Genomic DNA, 19,439 nt, shown 5'->3' on the forward strand with positions numbered 1-19,439 from the left:
AAGCCCACCAAGCCACCCATAAAAAAAGTAGCCCTGCCAAAGGCAAGGCTACTGTAGATACATCACATGCAAAGGCATCATGATGTTCTTTGAAGTCATAAAAATAGAAGTTTCTCTTGATTTTTAACACAGTACCTGACGATTTTTTAAAGACCATGCATATCGGTTTACCTCCACATTCATCGGACGAACTGAAGTCGGCAGATGAAGTTCATCCCCAAATCCATTTTCTCTACAGATTTGTTAGGTAGCTTTTGGGCGAATTCTTAAAGCTCAAAAGTAAACCAATATGTTTCACTCTTTTCTAACACTGGTTTTGATGCTTTTTCAAATGGGTACGAGTCCTGCAGATACTGCAGATATTTTGGCACTAAGTGTAGAAAAAGCGCTGGAGATTGCTTACCGCCAGCATCCGCAAATCAATATCCTGCAGCAACAGATTGTGGCACAGCAAAAACAACAGGTACTAAGCTGGGGGCTGGATGATCCTCAAATCAATTACTTCAAAGAAGGTATCAACGATGGTGCTTTTATGGAGCAACGGTGGTCGATCACCCAAGGCATGGATTTTCCGCTTAGCAGTTATTACCGGGTGAAGCAGGAAAAGGCTACTACTGAATCGCTGCAACTTAAATTGGACGACCTCAGAAACCAGGTTAAGGCCGATGTTAAAGCTTCCTATACCCGCCTGGCGTACACCTTGCAATCGGGCAAGCTGGCGCGCGAACAGGTGGGACTCTTTGAAGATTTGAAACGGGCCGCGCAGGCTCGGGCCGATATGGGCGAGTCGTCCGAGATTGATGCCATGCAGGCTGATCTACAGCTGCAAGAAGCCCGAAACAGCATGGAATCAACGTTTCGGGAGATTATGAATGCTCGATATGATTTATTTCAGTCCATTGGATTAGATCCGGAAGATCAGACTTATGACATCAGCTTTCCCGATACGCTTGAATACCTCACCGTAGTTATTGACCAGGAAGAGGTAATGAACCGGCTTCAGGATCACCCCAAACTAAAACAAATGCAGCAGCAGGTAAGTGCTGCTGCTTACCAGGTCAAAGTGGCCAAAAGTGCGTACTTGCCGGATCTGAACATGAGTTACTACCGGCAGGATTTTGGTAACGATTATGATTTTTATGGCTTTGAAGTAGGCCTTTCTATTCCGCTTTGGTTTGCTGCCAAACAATCCCCCAAAGTGCAGCAGGCGCATGCCATGGAAAATGCGGCTCAGTGGCAATATGAAGACATCCGGCTCCTCATCAAAAAACAGGCCGAGCAAACCTGGCACAGTTACGAAACGGCCAAAACAAACATTGAGCGCTTTAAGGGTAATATCCAGGCACAGTCGCAAGAGCTGGTACAAATGACCCAAACCGGCTACAGTATGGGTGAGCTGGATTTGCTGACCCTGCTGGAAGCTCAGCGCACCTACCTGAGAACCCAAGAGGCCTACTACCGCACGCTGCGTGACTATTACCTCACCATCATTGAACTGGAACGCTTTCTGCAAAACGACATCATTTTTAATTAGATATGAGACTTCCAATGAACGCTTCATCCCACAAAAGAAAAATTGTAACGGTGGCAACAGCTGTGCTAATTGGGCTGGCAGGTTGCTCGGGCAAAGAGGACATCTCCCCCCAAGAAGACCCGGGCGTTCCGCCTTCGTTGCAGGCTTCCGAAACCTTACAAACCATCAAGCTAACTCAGGAACAGGCGGATAACCTGGCGATTCAAACCTATACGGTAGATTCCGATCCGGTCAGTTTTTCCATTGACGCTCCCGGCGAAGTATTTGCCGCCCCCGAACGCATTTCTGTTGTGAGTGCTCCTATTAACGGACGGGTTTCAAACATTTATGCCCACGAGGGAGAGAAGGTATCGAAAGGTGATCCGTTACTGGAGCTCGAGAGCCTGGAGTTTGCCAACCTGGTGGCTGATTATCTGGAAGCCACGGCAGAAATCACCTACCAGCAACAGCAGGTAGAGCGGCTGAAGGTGTTGACGGAAGAGAAAATCAGTCCCCAGCGTACTCTGGAACGCGCTGAAGCCGATTTGCAACGGACTCAAACCAAACAAAGTGCAGCGCTGGCACGTCTCAAGGCCATAGGCATTACGAATCAACAAATTCAGGAATGGGATCCTTCAACTTCCGATCCAAACGCCAAGCTCACCTTGTATGCCTCCATTGACGGAATATTAAACGAGCACCTGATTGAGATGGGCGAATCGGTCACGGCGTATCAGAAACTGCTGGATATCATTGACAACACCGAAGTATTGGTGCGAGGATTTGTAGCTCCCGAAGACGCTATATTTATCCAACCGGGTATGGCTGTAACCATAAGCGAGCGTGCCAGCCGGGAAGGCGTTTCCGCTCACACTATCGATGCCGCGGTGACCACCGTGAATCCCGCTCTTGATCAGAATAATCGGTCGGTGGTATTGAACTCCATTGTACGAACTACCCAAAACTGGCCGATGGTTGGGCAAAGCGTGCGGGTGTCGTATCAGGCAAAACCAGCGAACAACACGGTGAGTATCCCCATTTCCGCTGTACAGTTTGAGCAGAACAATGCCACGGTTTTTGTACAGCATTCCGGTTTGGAATATGAATTACGCAGGGTGCAGATCGCCCGGCTTACGGCAAAACATGCTATCCTGAATAGCGGACTGGAAACGGGAGAAAAAGTAGCGGTGTCGCAGATATTCAGCCTGAAGGCTGTTGAGCGTTTTGAACAATTTGCAGATTAAATATTAGCAGAAGAACCCATGTTAAACAACCTCATTGATTTCAGTCTTAGGCAAAAATTTGTGGCCTTGTCATTGGTAGTCTTAATGGCCGTAGCCGGTATATTTTCACTACAGGATATTTCCATCAACTCCCAGCCGGATGTGACGCCCGTGCAAGTGCTGGTGATTACCAAAGCCGGCCGCTATTCACCCTATGATGTAGAGCGCCTGGTGAGCTATCCCATCGAAACGGCCATGAACGGGTTGCCGGATATCAAAGAAGTACGCTCTATTTCGCAATTTGGGTTGTCTGCCGTAACCATAGAATTTGATGAAGGTACCGATATCTATTTTGCCCGCCAACTGGTAAGCCAGCGTGTACAAAGTATTGCCGGTGAGCTGCCGGAAGGGGTTTCTTCACCGCAACTGGGGCCTATTTCAACGGCTTTAGGGGAGATTGTGCAGTATGTAGTAAGAGGAAATCATCAGACCCTGACCGAGCTGCGTACCATACAAGACTGGCTGATTGCTCCTCAGCTTAAAACCGTGCAAGGGGTAACGGAGATCAACTCATTCGGCGGTTTTGTGAAACAATATGAAGTACAGGTTGATCCCGACCGGCTTCGGAATTTCGGGATTGGCCTGAAAGACCTCACCGATGCCATTGAAAACAACAACAGCGTTTCTGGTGGAAATTACCTGGAACATAATCGGGAACAGTACATCATCAGGGGCTTTGGCCAAATCAGTACGGCTCAAAATATTGAAGATATCATCGTTAAAGAATTGGACAACCGCCCGATTTATATAAAGGATGTAGCCAATGTAGAGCTCGGAAGACAACTGCGTCAGGGGGCAGTAACCCAAGACGGAAACGGCGAGATTGTAACCGGCATCGTAATGATGCTGCGCGGGGGCAATGGCCGTGAAGTGATTGCCGATATTGATGAGAAAATAGACGAGGTAAACAAGAGTCTGCCTGAAGGAGTGTACATCGAGAAATTCTATGATCAATCGGATTTGGTGGATCGCACGACGGATACCATTGTAACCAACTTAGTAGAAGGAGGCTTTTTCGTAATCGCCGTGTTGTTATTGCTGTTGGGTGAAATCACCGGGGCGTTAATTGTGGCTTCAGTGATTCCCTTATCTATGCTTTTTGCTTTTATTGGAATGGATCAGCTGGGGCTGGCTGCCAACCTGATGAGTCTTGGAGCCATCGACTTTGGTATGGTCGTGGATGGTTCGGTAGTAATGGTCGAAAATATCGTCCACCGCCTCAACCATGATGACGGGAAAAAATCGAAACTAATGGTAATCCGTGAGGCAGCGCATGAAGTAGCACGACCCATTTTCTACGGAGTGCTGATTATCCTGATGGTTTACGTACCTGTGATGACTTTTTCGGGAATGGAGGGCATCTTGTATCGCCCGATGGCTATAACGGTAGCTACGGCTGTATTTGGTTCGCTGATATTAGCTCTGGTGTACATCCCGGCAATGTCGGCCATCATCTTTAAAAACGGGGTGAAGCTCCGCAGGAATGTGGTCATCAACTGGCTGCGTCCCCGCTACAAAAAATTCCTGGAAGGCAGCTTAAATAAAAAAGCCATTACAGTAGGTTCAGCCGTGGTGGTATTTCTTGCCTCGTTGGCGGTCCTTCCATTTCTTGGGACCGAATTTTTGCCGGAACTGGACGAGGGTTCCATCCTGATTGAGCAGGTACGAATGCCTTCTGTTACCCTCGAAGAGTCCGTTGAAAATGCTGATTGGCTGGCCGGAAAGCTCACCGCAAACATCCCCGAGATAAAAACGGTGGTGCCTAAAACCGGTCGCTCAGATTTGGCTAACGATTGGATGGGCGTGCATCAAACCGATGTGTGGGTAGTGCTGAAACCAAGAGAAGAATGGCGGGAGGGATTGGATAAGGAAGGCATTATTGACCTGATTCGCCCCTACCTGGAAACCGAGCCCGGACTGTCTTATAACTTCACCCAACCTATTGCCATGCGGGTAGATGAGCTGACAAGTGGAGTGAAATCAGATATCGCCGTAAAAATATTCGGAGAAGATTTGCAAACACTGGATGCAATTGGCCGGGATATCTCTCAAATACTGGGTGATTTGGAAGGAACCGACAACCATTACCTGGAGCAAAGCAGCGGGCAGCCTTATTTCAATATCGAAATTGACCGCGAGGCGGTGGCTTCTTATGGACTAAATGTGAACGAAGTACAGCATGTGATTGAAACTGGCATTGGCGGGAGTGCGGCCGGACAGATTTTTGAAGGTCAGCGTCGCTTCGATATTGTGGTGCGTTTGCCGGAACACCTGCGGAATTCCTTCCAGGAAATCATGGATGTTCCCATCCAGCTGCCTAATGGCGGATATATTCCCCTTAAGCAGGTAGCACACATCTATGCTGAAGAAGGTCCCCGCGAAATTGCCCGTGAAAACGGCTGGCGGCGTGCCATACTGGGCATAAACATCCGCGATATTGACACCGGAACCTATGTGGCAAACCTGCAACAGGCTATAGAATCAAAAGTGGAGGTGCCGGCCGGTTATTTTCTGCAGTATGGCGGGGCTTTTGAAGATCAGCAGCGAGCTATGAATCACTTGTTGTTGGTGGTGCCGCTTTCCCTGCTGATCATCATTGGCTTGCTGTACATGATGTTTGGTAAATTCCGATTTACTATGTTGATTTTCCTAAACTTGCCTCTGGCTCTATCGGGCGGTATTTTTATCCTGTGGATGCGCGGGTTGTATCTGTCCGTTTCGGCCAGCATCGGTTTTGTGGCTTTGTTTGGCGTTGCGGTGTTGAACGGTATCGTATTGATATCACACCTGAATGATCTGCGCAAAGAGGGAACCAGCTTGAAAGACGCGGTGATTCAGGGCTCAGCCGATCGTTTGCGCCCGGTATTGATGACGGCACTGGTAGCAAGCCTTGGTTTCCTTCCCATGGCTTTCAATGTAGGACCGGGTTCCGAAGTGCAACGCCCATTGGCTTCTGTAGTGATTGGAGGACTGGTGACATCTACACTGCTTACATTACTGGTTCTGCCCACCATCTACCACTGGATGGAAAAGGGAAAAGAACTTGTGGAGAAGAAACAGGAATTTTAGAGAAGGAGTTACTATGAATGCAGCACATCTTCATCTGATTGTAAATCACATCCCTATTTTTACTACGCTGATTGGCATTTTGATTCTGGCGTGGGGGATGTACAAAAAAGAAGTTTCCATCCGCAATATCGCCTTTGTATTATTTATTGTGGGAGCAGCGAGCAGTTACCTGGCAATTGAAACCGGCGAATCAGCCGAAGATATTGTAGAAGAGGTAGCTTCCGTTTCTCACGATACTATTCATGATCATGAAGAGGCTGCTGAGATCTCTCTGTGGTTTGCAGTGGTGATGGGATTCCTGAGCATAGGCGCCCTTGCCTCACGTAAATTAAAACTCCGCTTCGAAACGGGCTTGAATATTGCCATTCTATTAACCGCCCTGATTACCTTGGGATTATTGACCTATACGGCATACGAAGGGGGGAAAATCCGGCACTCTGAAGCCTATACGGAAGTCGTTCAAACTTCGGATGAATAGCGTTTAATTTAAGGTCAATTGATGATACTTTACGAGGTGTGATTTCCAACGAAAATAGATTCATCCTTTATGGAAAAATTTTATGCAGCGATCTTTGGAGCCGGAATAGCAGGGACCGCTATCGCAAACGAATTAGCCAATCGAAATAAGAAGGTTTTACTCATTGATCCGAATGTCTCGGAAACGGCACCCGGACCTCCCGCAGCTTTGGTTAATCCAGCCACAGGCCGGCGCGCGAAAATGTCGTGGAATGTGCATCTTTGCTTGCCCGCCCTGAGGGACCTCATTACAGAATTGCAAGATTTTGCCGAAGATACACCTATTATCTCCGATACTGGGGCCATTCGGCCTGCGATAAATGAGAAGCTGGCGGAGAATTTTCGGGAATCGCTGGAGAAATATGACTGGCCGAAGGGGTGGATCCGATGGATGGAAAAAGATGATGTCATGGCCTTCAACCCTAATATTGCACCGAATCATGGTGCATTGTTTTTGGATGTAGGCTTTACAGTACTGGTGGATAATTACCAAAACATTTTTCGGCAGTATCTGCGCGATAAAGGAGTGGATTGCAGGTATGAAACAGCTCAGTATCATCACCATAAAAAGGATGACGGATTTACAATACAGTTTGGGGAAGGAACAGAAGCTGAAGCAGAGCATGTAATAATAGCAGCGGGTCATCAGACGCCTTTTTTCGAGGATTGGGAATACCTGCCACTGCACCGGGTAAAAGGACAGATTGTCCATTTTGAAGCCGATCAGGATTTGGAGTGGGAACATGCCACATCTGCCATGGGCTACAGTTTAAGGCGTGGAAAGCGGGATCTGATAGTCGGATCAACCTACGAGCATAAATTTGAGGATCTGAGCACTTCAGAAAAAGCGTTTGTGCAAATAAAGGGAAAACTTGAGAAAATGTATCCCGGTTTGGTTGATAAGGTTCATAAGAAGAACCAGATGGCCGGAGTGCGGGTTACCACGCCTAACAAACTGCCGGTAATTGGACGTCATCCTGAACACAAAAACTTATGTATATATACGGCCATGGGTTCAAAGGGACTGCTCTTTTCACAATATGTTGGGAGTTTGCTGGCTGAGCATTTGGTTGGTGGGGCTGCTATTCCTGAAGAGCTGGATACTAAACGCTTTGATGGTGACTAATTAGGCTCTTCATACCACCTACATATTCTATTGGGATCTTCTGCTAAAATGGATTGGTGTTTATTGGAAGCACCTTTCCGGTCGGTTAAAATATGAGGTATCCATTCTGATATGAAAGAAGAAACTATGCTTCAGCCAACTGCCGATGGCACGCTGATAAATAAAACGGAAATTATGGCCCCAGCGGGGGATTGGTCCTCGTTACAGGCGGCTATTCAAGGTGGTGCCGACTCGGTCTATTTTGGCATCGAACAGCTGAATATGCGGGCCCGGGCCTCCAATAATTTTACCATGGCCGATTTGCCCGAGATAGCCGGGCTGGCACAAAAGGCAGGCATTCGCACCTATCTCACCCTAAATACGGTACTGTACGATCATGACTTGCCACTGATGAAGCGCATTATCGATGCCGTGAAAGAAAATGGTATTACAGCTATCATTGCGGCTGATCAGGCGGCTATCTCCTATGCATTCAAACAGAGCGTGGAAGTGCATATTTCCACCCAGGCCAACATTTCGAATATTGAGATGGTGGAGTTTTACAGTCATTTCGCGGATGTGATGGTACTGGCCAGAGAACTAAGCCTGGGCCAGGTGAAAAAGATTGTAGAGGGCATCAAGGAGCGAAATATAACAGGACCTTCAGGCAATCTGGTTCAAATTGAGATTTTTGCCCACGGAGCTTTATGCATGGCCGTTTCAGGTAAATGTTATATGAGTTTGCATACCTACAACTCATCCGCGAATCGGGGTGCTTGTAAACAGAATTGCCGCCATGCCTACCGGGTGACGAATGATGAAGGTGTGGAGCTGGAGATTGAAAACGAATACATCATGTCTCCCAAAGATTTATGTACCATTGATTTTCTGGACCAGGTATTGGATACCGGGGTAGAGGTGTTGAAACTGGAAGGCCGGGGCCGTTCACCCGAATATGTAAAAACGGTAACCCGCTGCTACAAAGAAGCGGCACAGGCCGTTTCAGAGGGAACCTTCACCCCCGAAAAACTGGCTGAGTGGAAAGATGATTTGGAGAAGGTGTATAACCGGGGTTTTTGGGATGGTTATTATCTGGGCCGCCGTTTGGGTGAGTGGAGCAAAGTACATGGTTCGGCTGCTACCAAAGAGAAAACCTTTGTGGGTAAAGTGCTGCATTACTATCCCAAAGCCAAAGTGGCACATATACGGATCAAAGCCCGTGAAGTGAAACCTGGGGATTTCCTGCTAATCATTGGGAATAAAACCGGTGTGGCTGAAGTGGAAGTGGATTCTCTGTGGGTGGATGAGCAACCGGCAGAGAAAGTAGAACAGGGACAAGATTGCACCATAAAAATGGAAGCAGAAGTGCGAGAGGGCGACAAAGTGTACATCTGGGAGGATAGAAACTGATGCGGATTACTTTTTATCGGGATAAATGCATCGGCTGTAATTATTGTGTGGAAGCCTGGCCCGAACGCTGGCAGATGTCAAAGCGGGATGGAAAGTGCGTCCTCGTTGGCGGCAAGAAAAAAGGCCGGGTACACCGCGCTGAAGTTGGCGAGCACGAACGCGAATTTAACGAACGTGCAGCTGCCGCCTGTCCGGTGGGGATTATTCGTATTGATGATTAAGCTATAGCCGTTAGCCTACTGACTCGCAATAATCCGGTATGTATTACCCTGAGCCTGATATATAATTGAAATAGTTCCTTTCTTGAAAGTACCTGAACCAACTATTTGCTCTCCCCAAACCTCTTGGTTAAAGCTAAATTTCTTATCGTCCAGCTTTGCGGACACAGTTTGCATCCCATTGGAAAGCCATTGAGTTTCAATTTCAATCCGGCCATCAGTGGTTTTGAAAATGGTGAGAGGAATGGTCACATTTTGCCCGATTTTCTTTGCCGTATAAACTCCTGCATAATCTTTTGGTCCTAAGGTGTTTTCGCTGCAAGAAGTGATGCCGATGAGCAGGGCGAAAAATAGGAGTAGGTTGATGGGAAACGTTCTCTTCATTTAATCTCTCCAAGTTATTTAATGTGTAGACTTTACTACGCTAACAATATTCTGAAATTGTGTGCTTTCCGTGAAATACAGAAAAAATTTTGAGGCTTGATAGTATTTTTGAAAATAAAAAAAGCCCGCAGTGAAACGGGCTTTTGTATACATACTGTTTCAAGAAAACGAGTGCTTATCAAGGCAGTTCGGTACTTCCCATCAGCCAGCGGTCGCATTCGCGTGCAGCTCCGCGGCCTTCGTTGATAGCCCAAACTACCAGGCTTTGTCCGCGGCGCATATCACCCGCGGCAAAAACACCTTCCACATTGGTGTCATAAGCACCATGTTCGGCTTTGGCATTAGAACGCTCATCTTTCTCAACTTCAAGCTGATCCAGTACCGGACTTTCAGGTCCCAGAAAGCCCATGGCCAGCAGTACTAAGTCTGCCTTCCATACTTTTTCTGTGCCTTCAATTTCTTCCGGTCTTTTACGACCGTTTTCGTCTGTAACCCATTCAATTTGTACGGTATGGAGTTCTTTTACATTACCATCTTTATCGCCTACAAACTTCTTGGTCATTACCTGATACTGACGCGGATCGTCGCCAAACCTTTCGGCAGCCTCTTCCTGCCCGTAATCCACTTTATAGACGTTGGGCCATTGTGGCCAGGGGTTATCCTCAGAGCGCTCGCCAGGTGGCTTAGGAAGGATCTCAAACTGTGTGAGGTCCTTGCACTTATGTCGCAGCGAGGTACTCACACAGTCGGTACCGGTATCTCCACCGCCAATCACAATTACGTTTTTGTCTTTTGCCGAGATGAAGTTTCCATCTTCATGGTCAGAGTCTAAAAGACTTTTGGTATCCGCATGCAGAAACTCCATAGCAAAGTGTATGCCGTTAAGATCGCGACCGTCGATAGGAAGATCACGTGGCTTGGTGGCGCCACCGGCTAAAATAACTGCATCAAATTTTTCCTGGAGATCTGTAGCTGGAATATCGGTACCGATCTCTGTATTCGTCACAAACTCAATGCCTTCTTCACGCAGAATATCAATACGACGTTTTACGATGGATTTGTCCAGTTTCATGTTGGGGATGCCATAGGTCAGCAGTCCGCCAATACGGTCAGCTCGTTCATAGACCGTAACTTTGTGCCCGGCTTTATTCAGCTGTGCTGCTGCGGACAATCCTGCAGGTCCGGAGCCTACGATAGCAACCGTTTTTCCGGTTCTGGTCTCTGGCGGTTCAGGAACAATCCAACCTTCCTCAAAACCCTTGTCAACAATAGCCTGTTCAATACTCTTGATAGCTACGGCAGGATCAGTGATACCTAATACGCAGGAACCTTCGCAGGGAGCGGGGCATACGCGGCCAGTAAATTCGGGGAAGTTGTTGGTTTTGTGCAGGCGGTGCAGTGCATCTTTCCACTTGCCACGGTATACCAGGTCATTCCACTCAGGAATGAGGTTGTGAATGGGGCATCCCAGAGATTTGCCACTGATTTCTGCTCCGGTGTGGCAAAAGGGAATGCCGCAGTCCATACAGCGGGCCCCTTGTTTTTGTAATTCTTCTTCGGAAAGAGGTTCATACAATTCTTCCCAGTTGTCAATACGTTCGTCAGGTTTACGGTAAGGAGTCGTTTTACGATCATACTCCATGAAGCCGGTTGTCTTACCCATGTCAATAAAAACTTATGTTTAATGTTTTAGCAAAAAGTGAGGTACCTCAGGGCTGCAGGTTAATGTTCAGCCCCGAGGTTGGTTGGTGATTCGTTAGTTGCCGGCAGCCCGGGCTTTGTCAGCCTTGTTTGCCAGGAAAGCTTCCATGACGGCATCTTCGCCATCATAACCCTGCTGTTCTGATTCAGCAATAGATTCCTGCATGCGCTTGAAATCTTTGGGCATCACTTTCACAAACTTGGAAATCATTTCGTCCCATTTGGCCAAAATCTTCCAACCTTTATTGCTGTCTGTGTAATCGCAGTGTCTGCGGATCATTTGCTTCACTTCTTTGATTTCCTCTTCGTCTTCCAGACGCTCAAGGAAAACCATTTCGGTGTTGCAGTTATGGGCAAAGGTGCCTACTTCATCCAGTACGTAAGCAATTCCACCTGACATTCCCGCAGCAAAGTTTCGTCCGGTAGAGCCTAATACCACAACGCGTCCGCCGGTCATATATTCGCAGGCATGATCGCCTACGGCTTCCACTACGGCTTTAACTCCACTATTTCGCACACAGAAACGCTCTCCAGCCATGCCACGGATGTATGCTTCTCCGCTGGTAGCGCCATAAAAGGATACGTTACCAACAATGATGTTTTCTTCGGGTTTGAAGTGCGCGGCCTCATCCGGGTAAAGAATGAGTTTACCGCCTGAAAGTCCCTTGCCAAAGTAATCATTGGCGTCACCAACCAGCTCCAGGGTCATTCCATTGGGCACAAAAGCACCAAAACTTTGTCCGGCTGAGCCTTTGAAATTCAGGTGAATGGTATCTTCCGGCAGACCTTCCCGTCCGTAACGGCGGGTTACTTCGCTGCCTACAATTGTGCCTACCACGCGGTTGATATTTCGTATGGGCAGTTTTGCTTTTACTGGTTCTTTGTTGGCAAGAGCCGGTTCGCAAATATCCATCAGGGTTTGAATATCTAAAGAGTTTTCTAAGCCGTGGTCCTGATTGATGAGCTTCCTGATTCCCACTCCATCTTTGGCTTCAGGTTTGTAAAGTATTGGAGAAAGATCCAGGTATTTGGCTTTCCAGTGATCGATTTTGCGTTGCTTCAGTTTATCGGTTCGGCCGATCATTTCATCAACCGTGCGGAAGCCGAGCTTAGCCATGTATTCCCGCATATCCTGAGCCACAAACTTCATGAAGTTCACCACATACTGCGGATCGCCTTTAAACTTGTGACGGAGTTCCGGGTTTTGAGTGGCGATGCCTACCGGACAGGTATCCAGATGGCAAACACGCATCATAATACAGCCAAGGGTAATCAATGCACTTGTACCGAAGCCATATTCTTCAGCTCCAAGAAGCGCAGCAATGGCGATGTCCCGGCCGGTTTTAATCTGTCCGTCGGTTTCAAGAGTCACCCGGCTGCGCAGATCATTTAATACCAGGGTCTGATGGGTCTCAGAAAGTCCAAGCTCCCATGGCAGTCCGGCATGTTTGATACTAGTTTGGGGTGATGCTCCCGTTCCGCCATCGTGGCCACTTACCAAAATAACATCGGCATGACCTTTAGAAACACCGGCAGCGATGGTTCCTACGCCAACCAATGAAACCAGCTTCACATTGATGCGGGCTTTCTTGTTGGCATTCTTCAGGTCATGAATCAACTGAGCCAGATCCTCAATAGAATAAATGTCATGGTGAGGAGGGGGCGAGATCAACCCAACACCGGGCGTGGAAAGCCTTACTTTGGCAATCCAGGGATATACTTTACGGCCGGGCAGCTCACCGCCTTCACCAGGCTTGGCACCCTGGGCCATTTTAATCTGAATTTCTTCGCCTTGAGTCAGGTATTCGCTGGTTACACCAAAGCGTCCGGAGGCTACCTGCTTAATCGCACTGTTGCGGGAGTCACCGTTTTCGTCAAGGGTATAGCGTTTGGGATCTTCACCACCTTCGCCGGTATTGCTCTTGCCGCCAATACGGTTCATGGCAATAGCCATGGCTTCGTGGGTTTCTTCACTAATTGATCCATAGGACATGGCCCCGGTTTTAAATCGTTTGCAAATGGATTCAACCGATTCAACCTCATCAATAGGAATTGGATCTTTTTCAAAGTTGAAGTCCAGTAAATGGCGCAGCGTAGGAGCGGGATCCAGTTGATCATCAATCATACGCGCGTACTCTTTGTACAATTTGTAATCACCGGTTTTACTGGCAAACTGCAGCGTATGTACGGTTTCGGGATTGTACATGTGGTATTCACCTTTCTTACGCCACTTGTAATCGCCGCCTTCTTCCAACACTTTTCCATTTGTTTGGATATTGGGATAGGCTTTTCGGTGACGCATCTCTGCTTCTTTGGCGATGCCGTCCAAACCAATACCTCCAATTCTGGAGTCAGTCCAGGTGAAATATTTGTCCACAACCTCTTTGCTGAGGCCAAGGGCTTCAAAAATTTGTGCGCCACGGTAAGATTTGATGGTTGAAATACCCATCTTAGACATCACTTTAACAATGCCTTTTACTACCGCTTTGTTGTAACCTTTAATGGCGCGTTCATAACTAATGCCTTCAATAAAGCCTTCCTGCATCAAGTCATAAAGACTTTCATAGGCCATATAGGGATTCACCGCATCTACACCGTAACCCAGCAGGGTACAGAAGTGATGCGTTTCACGAGGTTCACCAGATTCTAACACGATGCCTACTTTGGTTCGGCTACCAGAGCGCACCAGGTGGTGATGCAGGCCGGCTACCGCTAAGAGGGCAGGGATCGGGATATGCTCGCTGTCAAAGCCACGATCGGAGAGAATCAGAATGTTAGCTCCTTTGTCAATGGCCTTATCGGCAGCTTCGAATAAATTGTCGAGGGCTTTTTCGAGCCCTTCGCCACCGGATCCGGCTTCAAAGAAAATTGGCAGATCCTGGCATTTAAAGCCTCTCAACTCCAGTTCACGGAGCTGCTCCATCTCTTCATTGGTCAGTACCGGCGAAGCCAGCTCAATCTGTCGGCAGCTTTCCGGAGTTGGGTTCAGGATATTACCCTGACTGCCCAAAATGGTTTCGGTGGAAGTAATCAATTCCTCACGGATCGGATCGATAGGAGGGTTGGTTACCTGTGCAAATAACTGTTTAAAATAATTGTACAGTAACTGAGGCTGATTGGATAAGACCGCCATTGGCGCATCGTTACCCATAGCACCTACCGGCTGAAGCATATTTTCAGCCATAGGACCAATATTAACATTAAGGTCTTCGTAGGTGTAGCCAAATACTTTCTGACGGTGTACCACTTCTTCATGGGGGATGTCCGGCTCTTCATACATCAACTCTTCAGTTACCTTGTCAAAGTTGATGAGGTTTTCTTCCAGCCACTCTCCATAAGGATGTTCGGTGGCAATTTGTTGCTTAATCTCTTCATCACTAATAATGCGGCCTTTTTCGGTATCTATAAGCAGCATGCGGCCGGGCTGTAATCGTTCTTTCTTAACGATGTCTTCTTCCGGCACATCCAAAACGCCTACTTCTGAGGCCAGCACCACGGTGTCATCCCTGGTTACATAATAACGTGAAGGGCGGAGGCCGTTACGGTCAAGTGTAGCACCTACAATCTTTCCATCGGTAAAAGCGATAGAAGCGGGGCCGTCCCAGGGCTCCATCAGGCAGCTGTGATATTCGTAAAAAGCTTTTTTGTCTTTGTCCATGCTTTGATGTTTCTCCCAGGGTTCAGGGATCATCATCATCACGGCATGGGGTAGGGAGCGGCCGGTAAGCGACAGAAACTCCAGGCAGTTATCAAACTTGGCAGAGTCACTACCGCCATCCTGTATAATTGGGAAGATTTTGTCGAGGTCTTCCCCAAAAAGTTCGGAATCCAGCTGTCCTTCACGGGCTCGCATCCAGTTTTGGTTGCCCCGTAAGGTGTTAATCTCTCCGTTATGAATAAGGTATCGATAAGGGTGTGCCAGTTTCCAGCTCGGGAAGGTGTTGGTACTGAAGCGGGAGTGAACCAGGGCAATGGAGGTTTCCATGTCCGGGTGGTGCAGATCAGAGAAATAAACCTCAACCTGCTTGGGCGTCAACATTCCCTTATAAATAATGGTACGGCAGGAGAAACTGGAGATATAAAAAAGTTCTTTTTCGTAAATCTCTTGCTCCATGTCCTCCACAGCTCGTGCGGCACGCCGGCGGATCACATACAGTTTGCGTTCAAAATCCAGCTCTGTTTCCAGGTCCGGGCTGCGCTTTATAAATAGCTGACGAATGGATGGTTCTGAAGCCTTTGCGGTATCGCCCAGGTGGAAGTTATCGGTAGGCACTTTACGCCAGCCCAAAACTTCTTGTCCTTCTTCTTCTACAATTCGCTCTACTACTTTTTCACAGGGCAAGCGGTCTTCACGCTCTCCGGGTAAAAAGATCATTCCAACACCATATTGACCGGGTTCAGGAAGATCAAATCCTAAGCCTTCGCAAGATTGTTGCAGGAATTTATGAGGAATTTGCATCAAGATACCGGCACCGTCACCAGAATTAGCTTCTGCTCCGGTTGCACCACGGTGATCAAGGTTGCGGAGAACCGTGAGTGCCTGATTCACGATTTTGTGTGATTGCTTCCCCTTTATATTAACAACAAAACCAATACCGCATGCATCGTGCTCGTGTTCAGGATTATATAATCCCTGCTTATTAGGGGGACTTTTAGTTCCTACCTTCTTCATATTATTCCTAACTTCGATGTTCTAATTGAGTGAGTGATAAGTGCCAACCGAAACGTACCTGATCAATCTGCCTGATTCCGGACAGGTTTTAAGACAACCTTAAGACTGAGAATACGATTTGTTTTTAGATCCGGTACTTGCTTTCAGATCATATAATGTAGGCTGTCCATCCCTTTCGCTTAGCTACTTAACTGATAAATAACATAAGTTCCGAATTTTCCAAATTAAAGCTGGTGATTTTGGCTGCTTCAAAATTATTGCTACCTGAATTTCTTGGATCGAAACTTTTTAGCAATAATAATTTTTAGGTTCAAAAAATTTGGAACTATTGCGTTTATCGCTATTAAATATTAAAAAAATAAAGCAAGTATTGTAATGGAAAATGCTATTACTCAGAATTGCAAGTTTTGCAATCGCCGAATTCGAGTTCTGGGTAGGGAAGTAAGCGCTTTTCTTGTGCGCAAATGAGAGTGAAATTCCTGAATAACTTAAAAGGGATATATTTTGCTACAAACTACTGTAATGCAATAGGTTAAGGCTGTATATACCAGTAGGAAAGTATGAATGTCTTTGTAGCACTTAAATGAAGAAATTGTGAAAAGCTGTGCGTGAAATTGGGGTAAAGAGGCTCCGGCTTTTATTCGTTTTTGATGCCTTTAATAGGGTAAATCAAGGATTGAGGTGATAACTAATAGGCCTGTTCTTTTCTTAATTGATAATGTTCGGACCGTTTATTGTACCTCTTCAATAACTTTTGTGCTGCAGCAGGTACATGGGCCACTTTATAATCTCCACCCATGAAATCCTTGACCGCGTCGAGATCATCGAAATACATGATGGTGACGAATTCCACTTCGTTCTGATGCTCCTGTCGAAGGACTTCTATCTTCTGAAAACCCTCAATGTTTTTAGCTTCAATGCCGGGAATCACTTCCTTATATAATACCTGCTCATAGGCGTCGGCATTTTCGGGGGAGGTCCAGCCGTGCCAGATGCGTGTAATCATCACTCATTTCCTTTTGGGGTGAAAGCCTGGATGCCGGTGATTTCACGTCCAAGTATGAGTCCGTGGATGTCGTAGGTGCCTTCGTAAGTATTTACCGATTCCAGGTTCACCATGTGATGAATCACCCGGTAATCGCCGGTGATGCCGTTGCCGCCGTGCATATCGCGGGAAACACGGGCAATTTCGAGGGCTTTGCCGCAGTTATTGCGTTTGGCCAGAGAGGTCATAGAGGGATGATCCCGTCCTTCATCTTTAAGTTTGCCCAATCTATAGGCCAGCATCTGCATGGAGGTGATGTCAGTGAGCATGTTGGCCAATTTGGTTTGTATCAGCTGATTGGCAGCCAGTGGTTTACCAAATTGTTTGCGATCCAGCACATACTGCCGTGCTTTTTGATAACAGAATTCGGCCGCCCCAACGGTTCCCCATGCAATGCCATAACGGGCGGAGTTGAGACACATGAACGGGCCTTTAAGTCCTTTTATATTCGGGAAAGCATTTTCATCAGGCACAAATACGTCATCAAATACTAACTCACCGGTTTCGGAAGCCCGCAAGCTCATCTTGTATTTAGTGGCCGGGGCGGAGAATCCTTTGGTTCCTTTTTCCACCAGAAAGCCGCGAATTACGCCTTCGTCTCCTTCATTTTCTTTGGCCTTGGCCCAGACTACGGCTAAATCAGCAATGGGGGAATTCGTGATCCACATTTTGGCACCATTTAAAATCCAGCCGCCATCGGTCTTAACAGCCGTGGTTACCAGGGAACCGGGATCGGAGCCGTGATCGGGTTCAGTCAATCCAAAACAGCCAATCATTTCACCCGAGGCCAGCTTGGGCAGGTATTTTTGCTTTTGCTCTTCTGTTCCGAACTCTGAAATCGGGTACATCACCAAAGACGATTGCACACTCATAAACGACCGGTAGCCGGAATCCACCCGTTCTACTTCGCGGGCGATGAGTCCGTAGGCTGTGTAGCTGGCATCGGAGCCGCCATATTCTTCCGGGATGGTCACCCCAAGCAGCCCCATTTCTCCCATTTCTTTGGCGATATTCTGGTCAAAAAATTCCTCGGTATTTCCTTTGAGGGCGCGGGGCTCCAGCTTGGATTGAGCGTAATCGCGCGCGGTTTCCATGATGAGGCGGTCCTCCTCATTCAGTTCCGATTCAAAAAGAAAGGCGTCATCGGTATTAAACAGGTTCTTGGCCATATCGGGAGCTATTTAGTCTAAAAATTCTGTGTTGTTGGATAGTAAGAAAATTGCGGTAGTGGATAAAAGCATTTCTTGCCAGAAGTTGAAAATTTTAACTACTTATTATCAGCCAGTCGATATTTATAAATGATGGGTTCAGGCTTCAACTTTCTAGTCTAGATAGTACCGGTAGTACTATCTACTTATCATATTAGGGCTCTAAATTGGTGACTATTAATTTTTTGTTAAATGACTTTTTGATATTTAAGAAGTACATTAATTTTTAAACAGAAATAAAACGCTGTTTTTACTGTATAGGGGTTAACAAAATAGAGAATAAAATGATAGATAAACTATTTTTGGGGAAGATTTACATCGTCATCTTTTTGGTTGTAAATACGTTGGATTTCGCGGTAGGCCAATCCACAAGTCCAATTCAATTGGAATTAGATTATAGGTATGAGTTAGAGGAAGGCTTTTATCATTCCTTTTTGGAGTACGAAGAAGGAATGCTTTACTCTGTATGTCCAAATTTGCAAAGGATCTATTCTATTGATACCGAAGAAAGGGAGATCAACTTTTTTACTTTTAACCAAGGGCGAGGGCCAAACGAAGTATTTCGCGGTCCATTTGGAATCTCCATATCAAAGGATGAGCTTATTTTAGGAGATCTTGATTTACGAAGAATGATAACGATGTCTCATCGTGGTGAACCAAATGAAACAGTCCTTTTTGATAAGGGAAGTAATGTGGGAACTATTTATAACATTTCTGGTGAGGAGGAATTCTTAATCAAAGTACAGAATACAGCCTTGGGGATTCGCTATGTAAAGTATGATCCGAATACGAAAAAAGAGGAACTAAGATATAATTTACCGGAGAAGGATAGTAAAGCTTTTCGTTTTAGTGGTTTTGTTGCTTTAACTGATAAATATTTGGTACATATCAATACATATTACGGTGATATGATGGTATGGGAAAGAAATACCGGCTCATATTTAAAAACAATTCAGGTATTAAATCCGGGGAATCCCAAACCAATATCAGCAAGAATGGGAGAATTTGTTGGAAGCATTCCGCCACAAGATTTGGAAGAGAAATTTGTGAACATATCCGATAACCCCTTAGATCCCAACCGGGTTTTTCTAATTGTAGATAGTAAAAATGGGAAGTATCAAACTGAAACAGTCTATGAATATGATTTAGTAGAAGAAGAGATGGTGGGAAAGTACAAGTTAGATATCCCTGCTAAATTGATTCAAAATAGCGAGACGCATCTGTTTGTATACAGTGAAGCATCAGATGTCATCTACCAATATGAAATCAAAAAGATCCAGTGATTTCCACTTTTCGAATAGTCTCATTATAAAAA

At 46.5% G+C, this 19,439-nt stretch carries 13 protein-coding genes; 8 read left to right on the forward strand and 5 right to left on the reverse strand.

Translation table 11 applies throughout. The features are described from left to right. Positions 1-289: 289 nt before the first annotated feature. The 7 genes from FN815_RS05480 to FN815_RS05510 all read left to right on the forward strand — a co-directional run bounded on the left by FN815_RS05480 (position 290) and on the right by FN815_RS05510 (position 9,117). Complete coding sequence (locus FN815_RS05480; protein ID WP_142453622.1) at positions 290-1,534, forward strand: TolC family protein; 1,245 nt, start codon at positions 290-292, stop codon at positions 1,532-1,534. Positions 1,535-1,548: 14 nt separating this feature from the next. Continuing rightward, the gene (locus FN815_RS05485) at positions 1,549-2,757 is read left to right on the forward strand and encodes an efflux RND transporter periplasmic adaptor subunit (protein WP_185957179.1); all 1,209 of its coding nucleotides are present in this window, start codon (positions 1,549-1,551) and stop codon (positions 2,755-2,757) included. An 18-nt stretch (positions 2,758-2,775) separates the two neighbouring features. Beyond that, positions 2,776-5,865, forward strand: a complete 3,090-nt coding sequence (locus tag FN815_RS05490; protein ID WP_142453624.1) for an efflux RND transporter permease subunit — start codon at positions 2,776-2,778, stop codon at positions 5,863-5,865. A gap of 13 nt (positions 5,866-5,878) precedes the next feature. Further along, on the forward strand, positions 5,879-6,343 hold the full coding sequence (locus tag FN815_RS05495; RefSeq protein WP_142453625.1) for a DUF2231 domain-containing protein: 465 nt from the start codon (positions 5,879-5,881) through the stop codon (positions 6,341-6,343). A 69-nt stretch (positions 6,344-6,412) separates the two neighbouring features. Continuing rightward, entirely contained in the window at positions 6,413-7,507 is a 1,095-nt protein-coding gene (locus tag FN815_RS05500; protein ID WP_142453626.1) for an NAD(P)/FAD-dependent oxidoreductase, read from the forward strand. Positions 7,508-7,618: 111 nt separating this feature from the next. Beyond that, complete coding sequence (locus FN815_RS05505) at positions 7,619-8,896, forward strand: U32 family peptidase (RefSeq protein ID WP_221930250.1); 1,278 nt, start codon at positions 7,619-7,621, stop codon at positions 8,894-8,896. Further along, positions 8,896-9,117, forward strand: coding sequence for a ferredoxin (locus tag FN815_RS05510; protein ID WP_221930251.1), 222 nt, complete (start codon positions 8,896-8,898; stop codon positions 9,115-9,117). Before FN815_RS05505 ends, FN815_RS05510 begins: the two co-directional genes overlap by 1 nt. 15 nt (positions 9,118-9,132) lie before the next feature. Here FN815_RS05510 and FN815_RS05515 read toward each other — a convergent pair whose 3' ends face one another. The 5 genes from FN815_RS05515 to FN815_RS05535 all read right to left on the reverse strand — a co-directional run bounded on the left by FN815_RS05515 (position 9,133) and on the right by FN815_RS05535 (position 18,085). Then, positions 9,133-9,498 (reverse strand): hypothetical protein, encoded by a 366-nt coding sequence (locus tag FN815_RS05515; protein WP_142453628.1) that lies wholly within the window; start codon positions 9,496-9,498, stop codon positions 9,133-9,135. Between the two features lie 178 nt (positions 9,499-9,676). Beyond that, positions 9,677-11,161: a glutamate synthase subunit beta gene (locus tag FN815_RS05520; RefSeq protein WP_142453629.1), complete on the reverse strand. Its 1,485-nt coding sequence runs from the start codon at positions 11,159-11,161 to the stop codon at positions 9,677-9,679. 93 nt (positions 11,162-11,254) lie between these two features. Further along, the gene (gene gltB / locus FN815_RS05525; RefSeq protein WP_142453630.1) at positions 11,255-15,871 is read right to left on the reverse strand and encodes a glutamate synthase large subunit; all 4,617 of its coding nucleotides are present in this window, start codon (positions 15,869-15,871) and stop codon (positions 11,255-11,257) included. A gap of 688 nt (positions 15,872-16,559) precedes the next feature. After that, positions 16,560-16,877, reverse strand: a complete 318-nt coding sequence (locus tag FN815_RS05530; RefSeq protein ID WP_142453631.1) for an antibiotic biosynthesis monooxygenase family protein — start codon at positions 16,875-16,877, stop codon at positions 16,560-16,562. Further along, positions 16,877-18,085, reverse strand: a complete 1,209-nt coding sequence (locus tag FN815_RS05535) for an acyl-CoA dehydrogenase (protein WP_142453632.1) — start codon at positions 18,083-18,085, stop codon at positions 16,877-16,879. The genes FN815_RS05530 and FN815_RS05535 overlap by 1 nt, the downstream gene beginning before the upstream one ends. Positions 18,086-18,408: 323 nt before the next feature. Here FN815_RS05535 and FN815_RS05540 point away from each other — a divergent pair, with 323 nt between their 5' ends. Further along, positions 18,409-19,407: a hypothetical protein gene (locus FN815_RS05540; RefSeq protein WP_142453633.1), complete on the forward strand. Its 999-nt coding sequence runs from the start codon at positions 18,409-18,411 to the stop codon at positions 19,405-19,407. The last annotated feature ends 32 nt before the right edge of the window (positions 19,408-19,439 follow it).

This window comes from Gracilimonas mengyeensis, assembly GCF_900182705.1.
Classification (GTDB): domain Bacteria; phylum Bacteroidota; class Rhodothermia; order Balneolales; family Balneolaceae; genus Gracilimonas; species Gracilimonas mengyeensis.

Excerpts from the sequence above, each read along its gene's own strand:
- FN815_RS05520 (WP_142453629.1), bottom strand. The coding sequence starts at position 11,161 with ATGGGTAAGACAACCGGCTTCATGGAGTATGATCGTAAAACGACTCCT.
- FN815_RS05480 (WP_142453622.1), top strand. The coding sequence starts at position 290 with ATGTTTCACTCTTTTCTAACACTGGTTTTGATGCTTTTTCAAATGGGT.
- FN815_RS05510 (WP_221930251.1), top strand. The coding sequence starts at position 8,896 with ATGCGGATTACTTTTTATCGGGATAAATGCATCGGCTGTAATTATTGT.
- gltB (WP_142453630.1), bottom strand. The coding sequence starts at position 15,871 with ATGAAGAAGGTAGGAACTAAAAGTCCCCCTAATAAGCAGGGATTATAT.
- FN815_RS05540 (WP_142453633.1), top strand. The coding sequence starts at position 18,409 with ATGATAGATAAACTATTTTTGGGGAAGATTTACATCGTCATCTTTTTG.
- FN815_RS05500 (WP_142453626.1), top strand. The coding sequence starts at position 6,413 with ATGGAAAAATTTTATGCAGCGATCTTTGGAGCCGGAATAGCAGGGACC.
- FN815_RS05490 (WP_142453624.1), top strand. The coding sequence starts at position 2,776 with ATGTTAAACAACCTCATTGATTTCAGTCTTAGGCAAAAATTTGTGGCC.
- FN815_RS05505 (WP_221930250.1), top strand. The coding sequence starts at position 7,619 with ATGAAAGAAGAAACTATGCTTCAGCCAACTGCCGATGGCACGCTGATA.
- FN815_RS05535 (WP_142453632.1), bottom strand. The coding sequence starts at position 18,085 with ATGGCCAAGAACCTGTTTAATACCGATGACGCCTTTCTTTTTGAATCG.
- FN815_RS05495 (WP_142453625.1), top strand. The coding sequence starts at position 5,879 with ATGAATGCAGCACATCTTCATCTGATTGTAAATCACATCCCTATTTTT.
- FN815_RS05530 (WP_142453631.1), bottom strand. The coding sequence starts at position 16,877 with ATGATTACACGCATCTGGCACGGCTGGACCTCCCCCGAAAATGCCGAC.
- FN815_RS05515 (WP_142453628.1), bottom strand. The coding sequence starts at position 9,498 with ATGAAGAGAACGTTTCCCATCAACCTACTCCTATTTTTCGCCCTGCTC.
- FN815_RS05485 (WP_185957179.1), top strand. The coding sequence starts at position 1,549 with ATGAACGCTTCATCCCACAAAAGAAAAATTGTAACGGTGGCAACAGCT.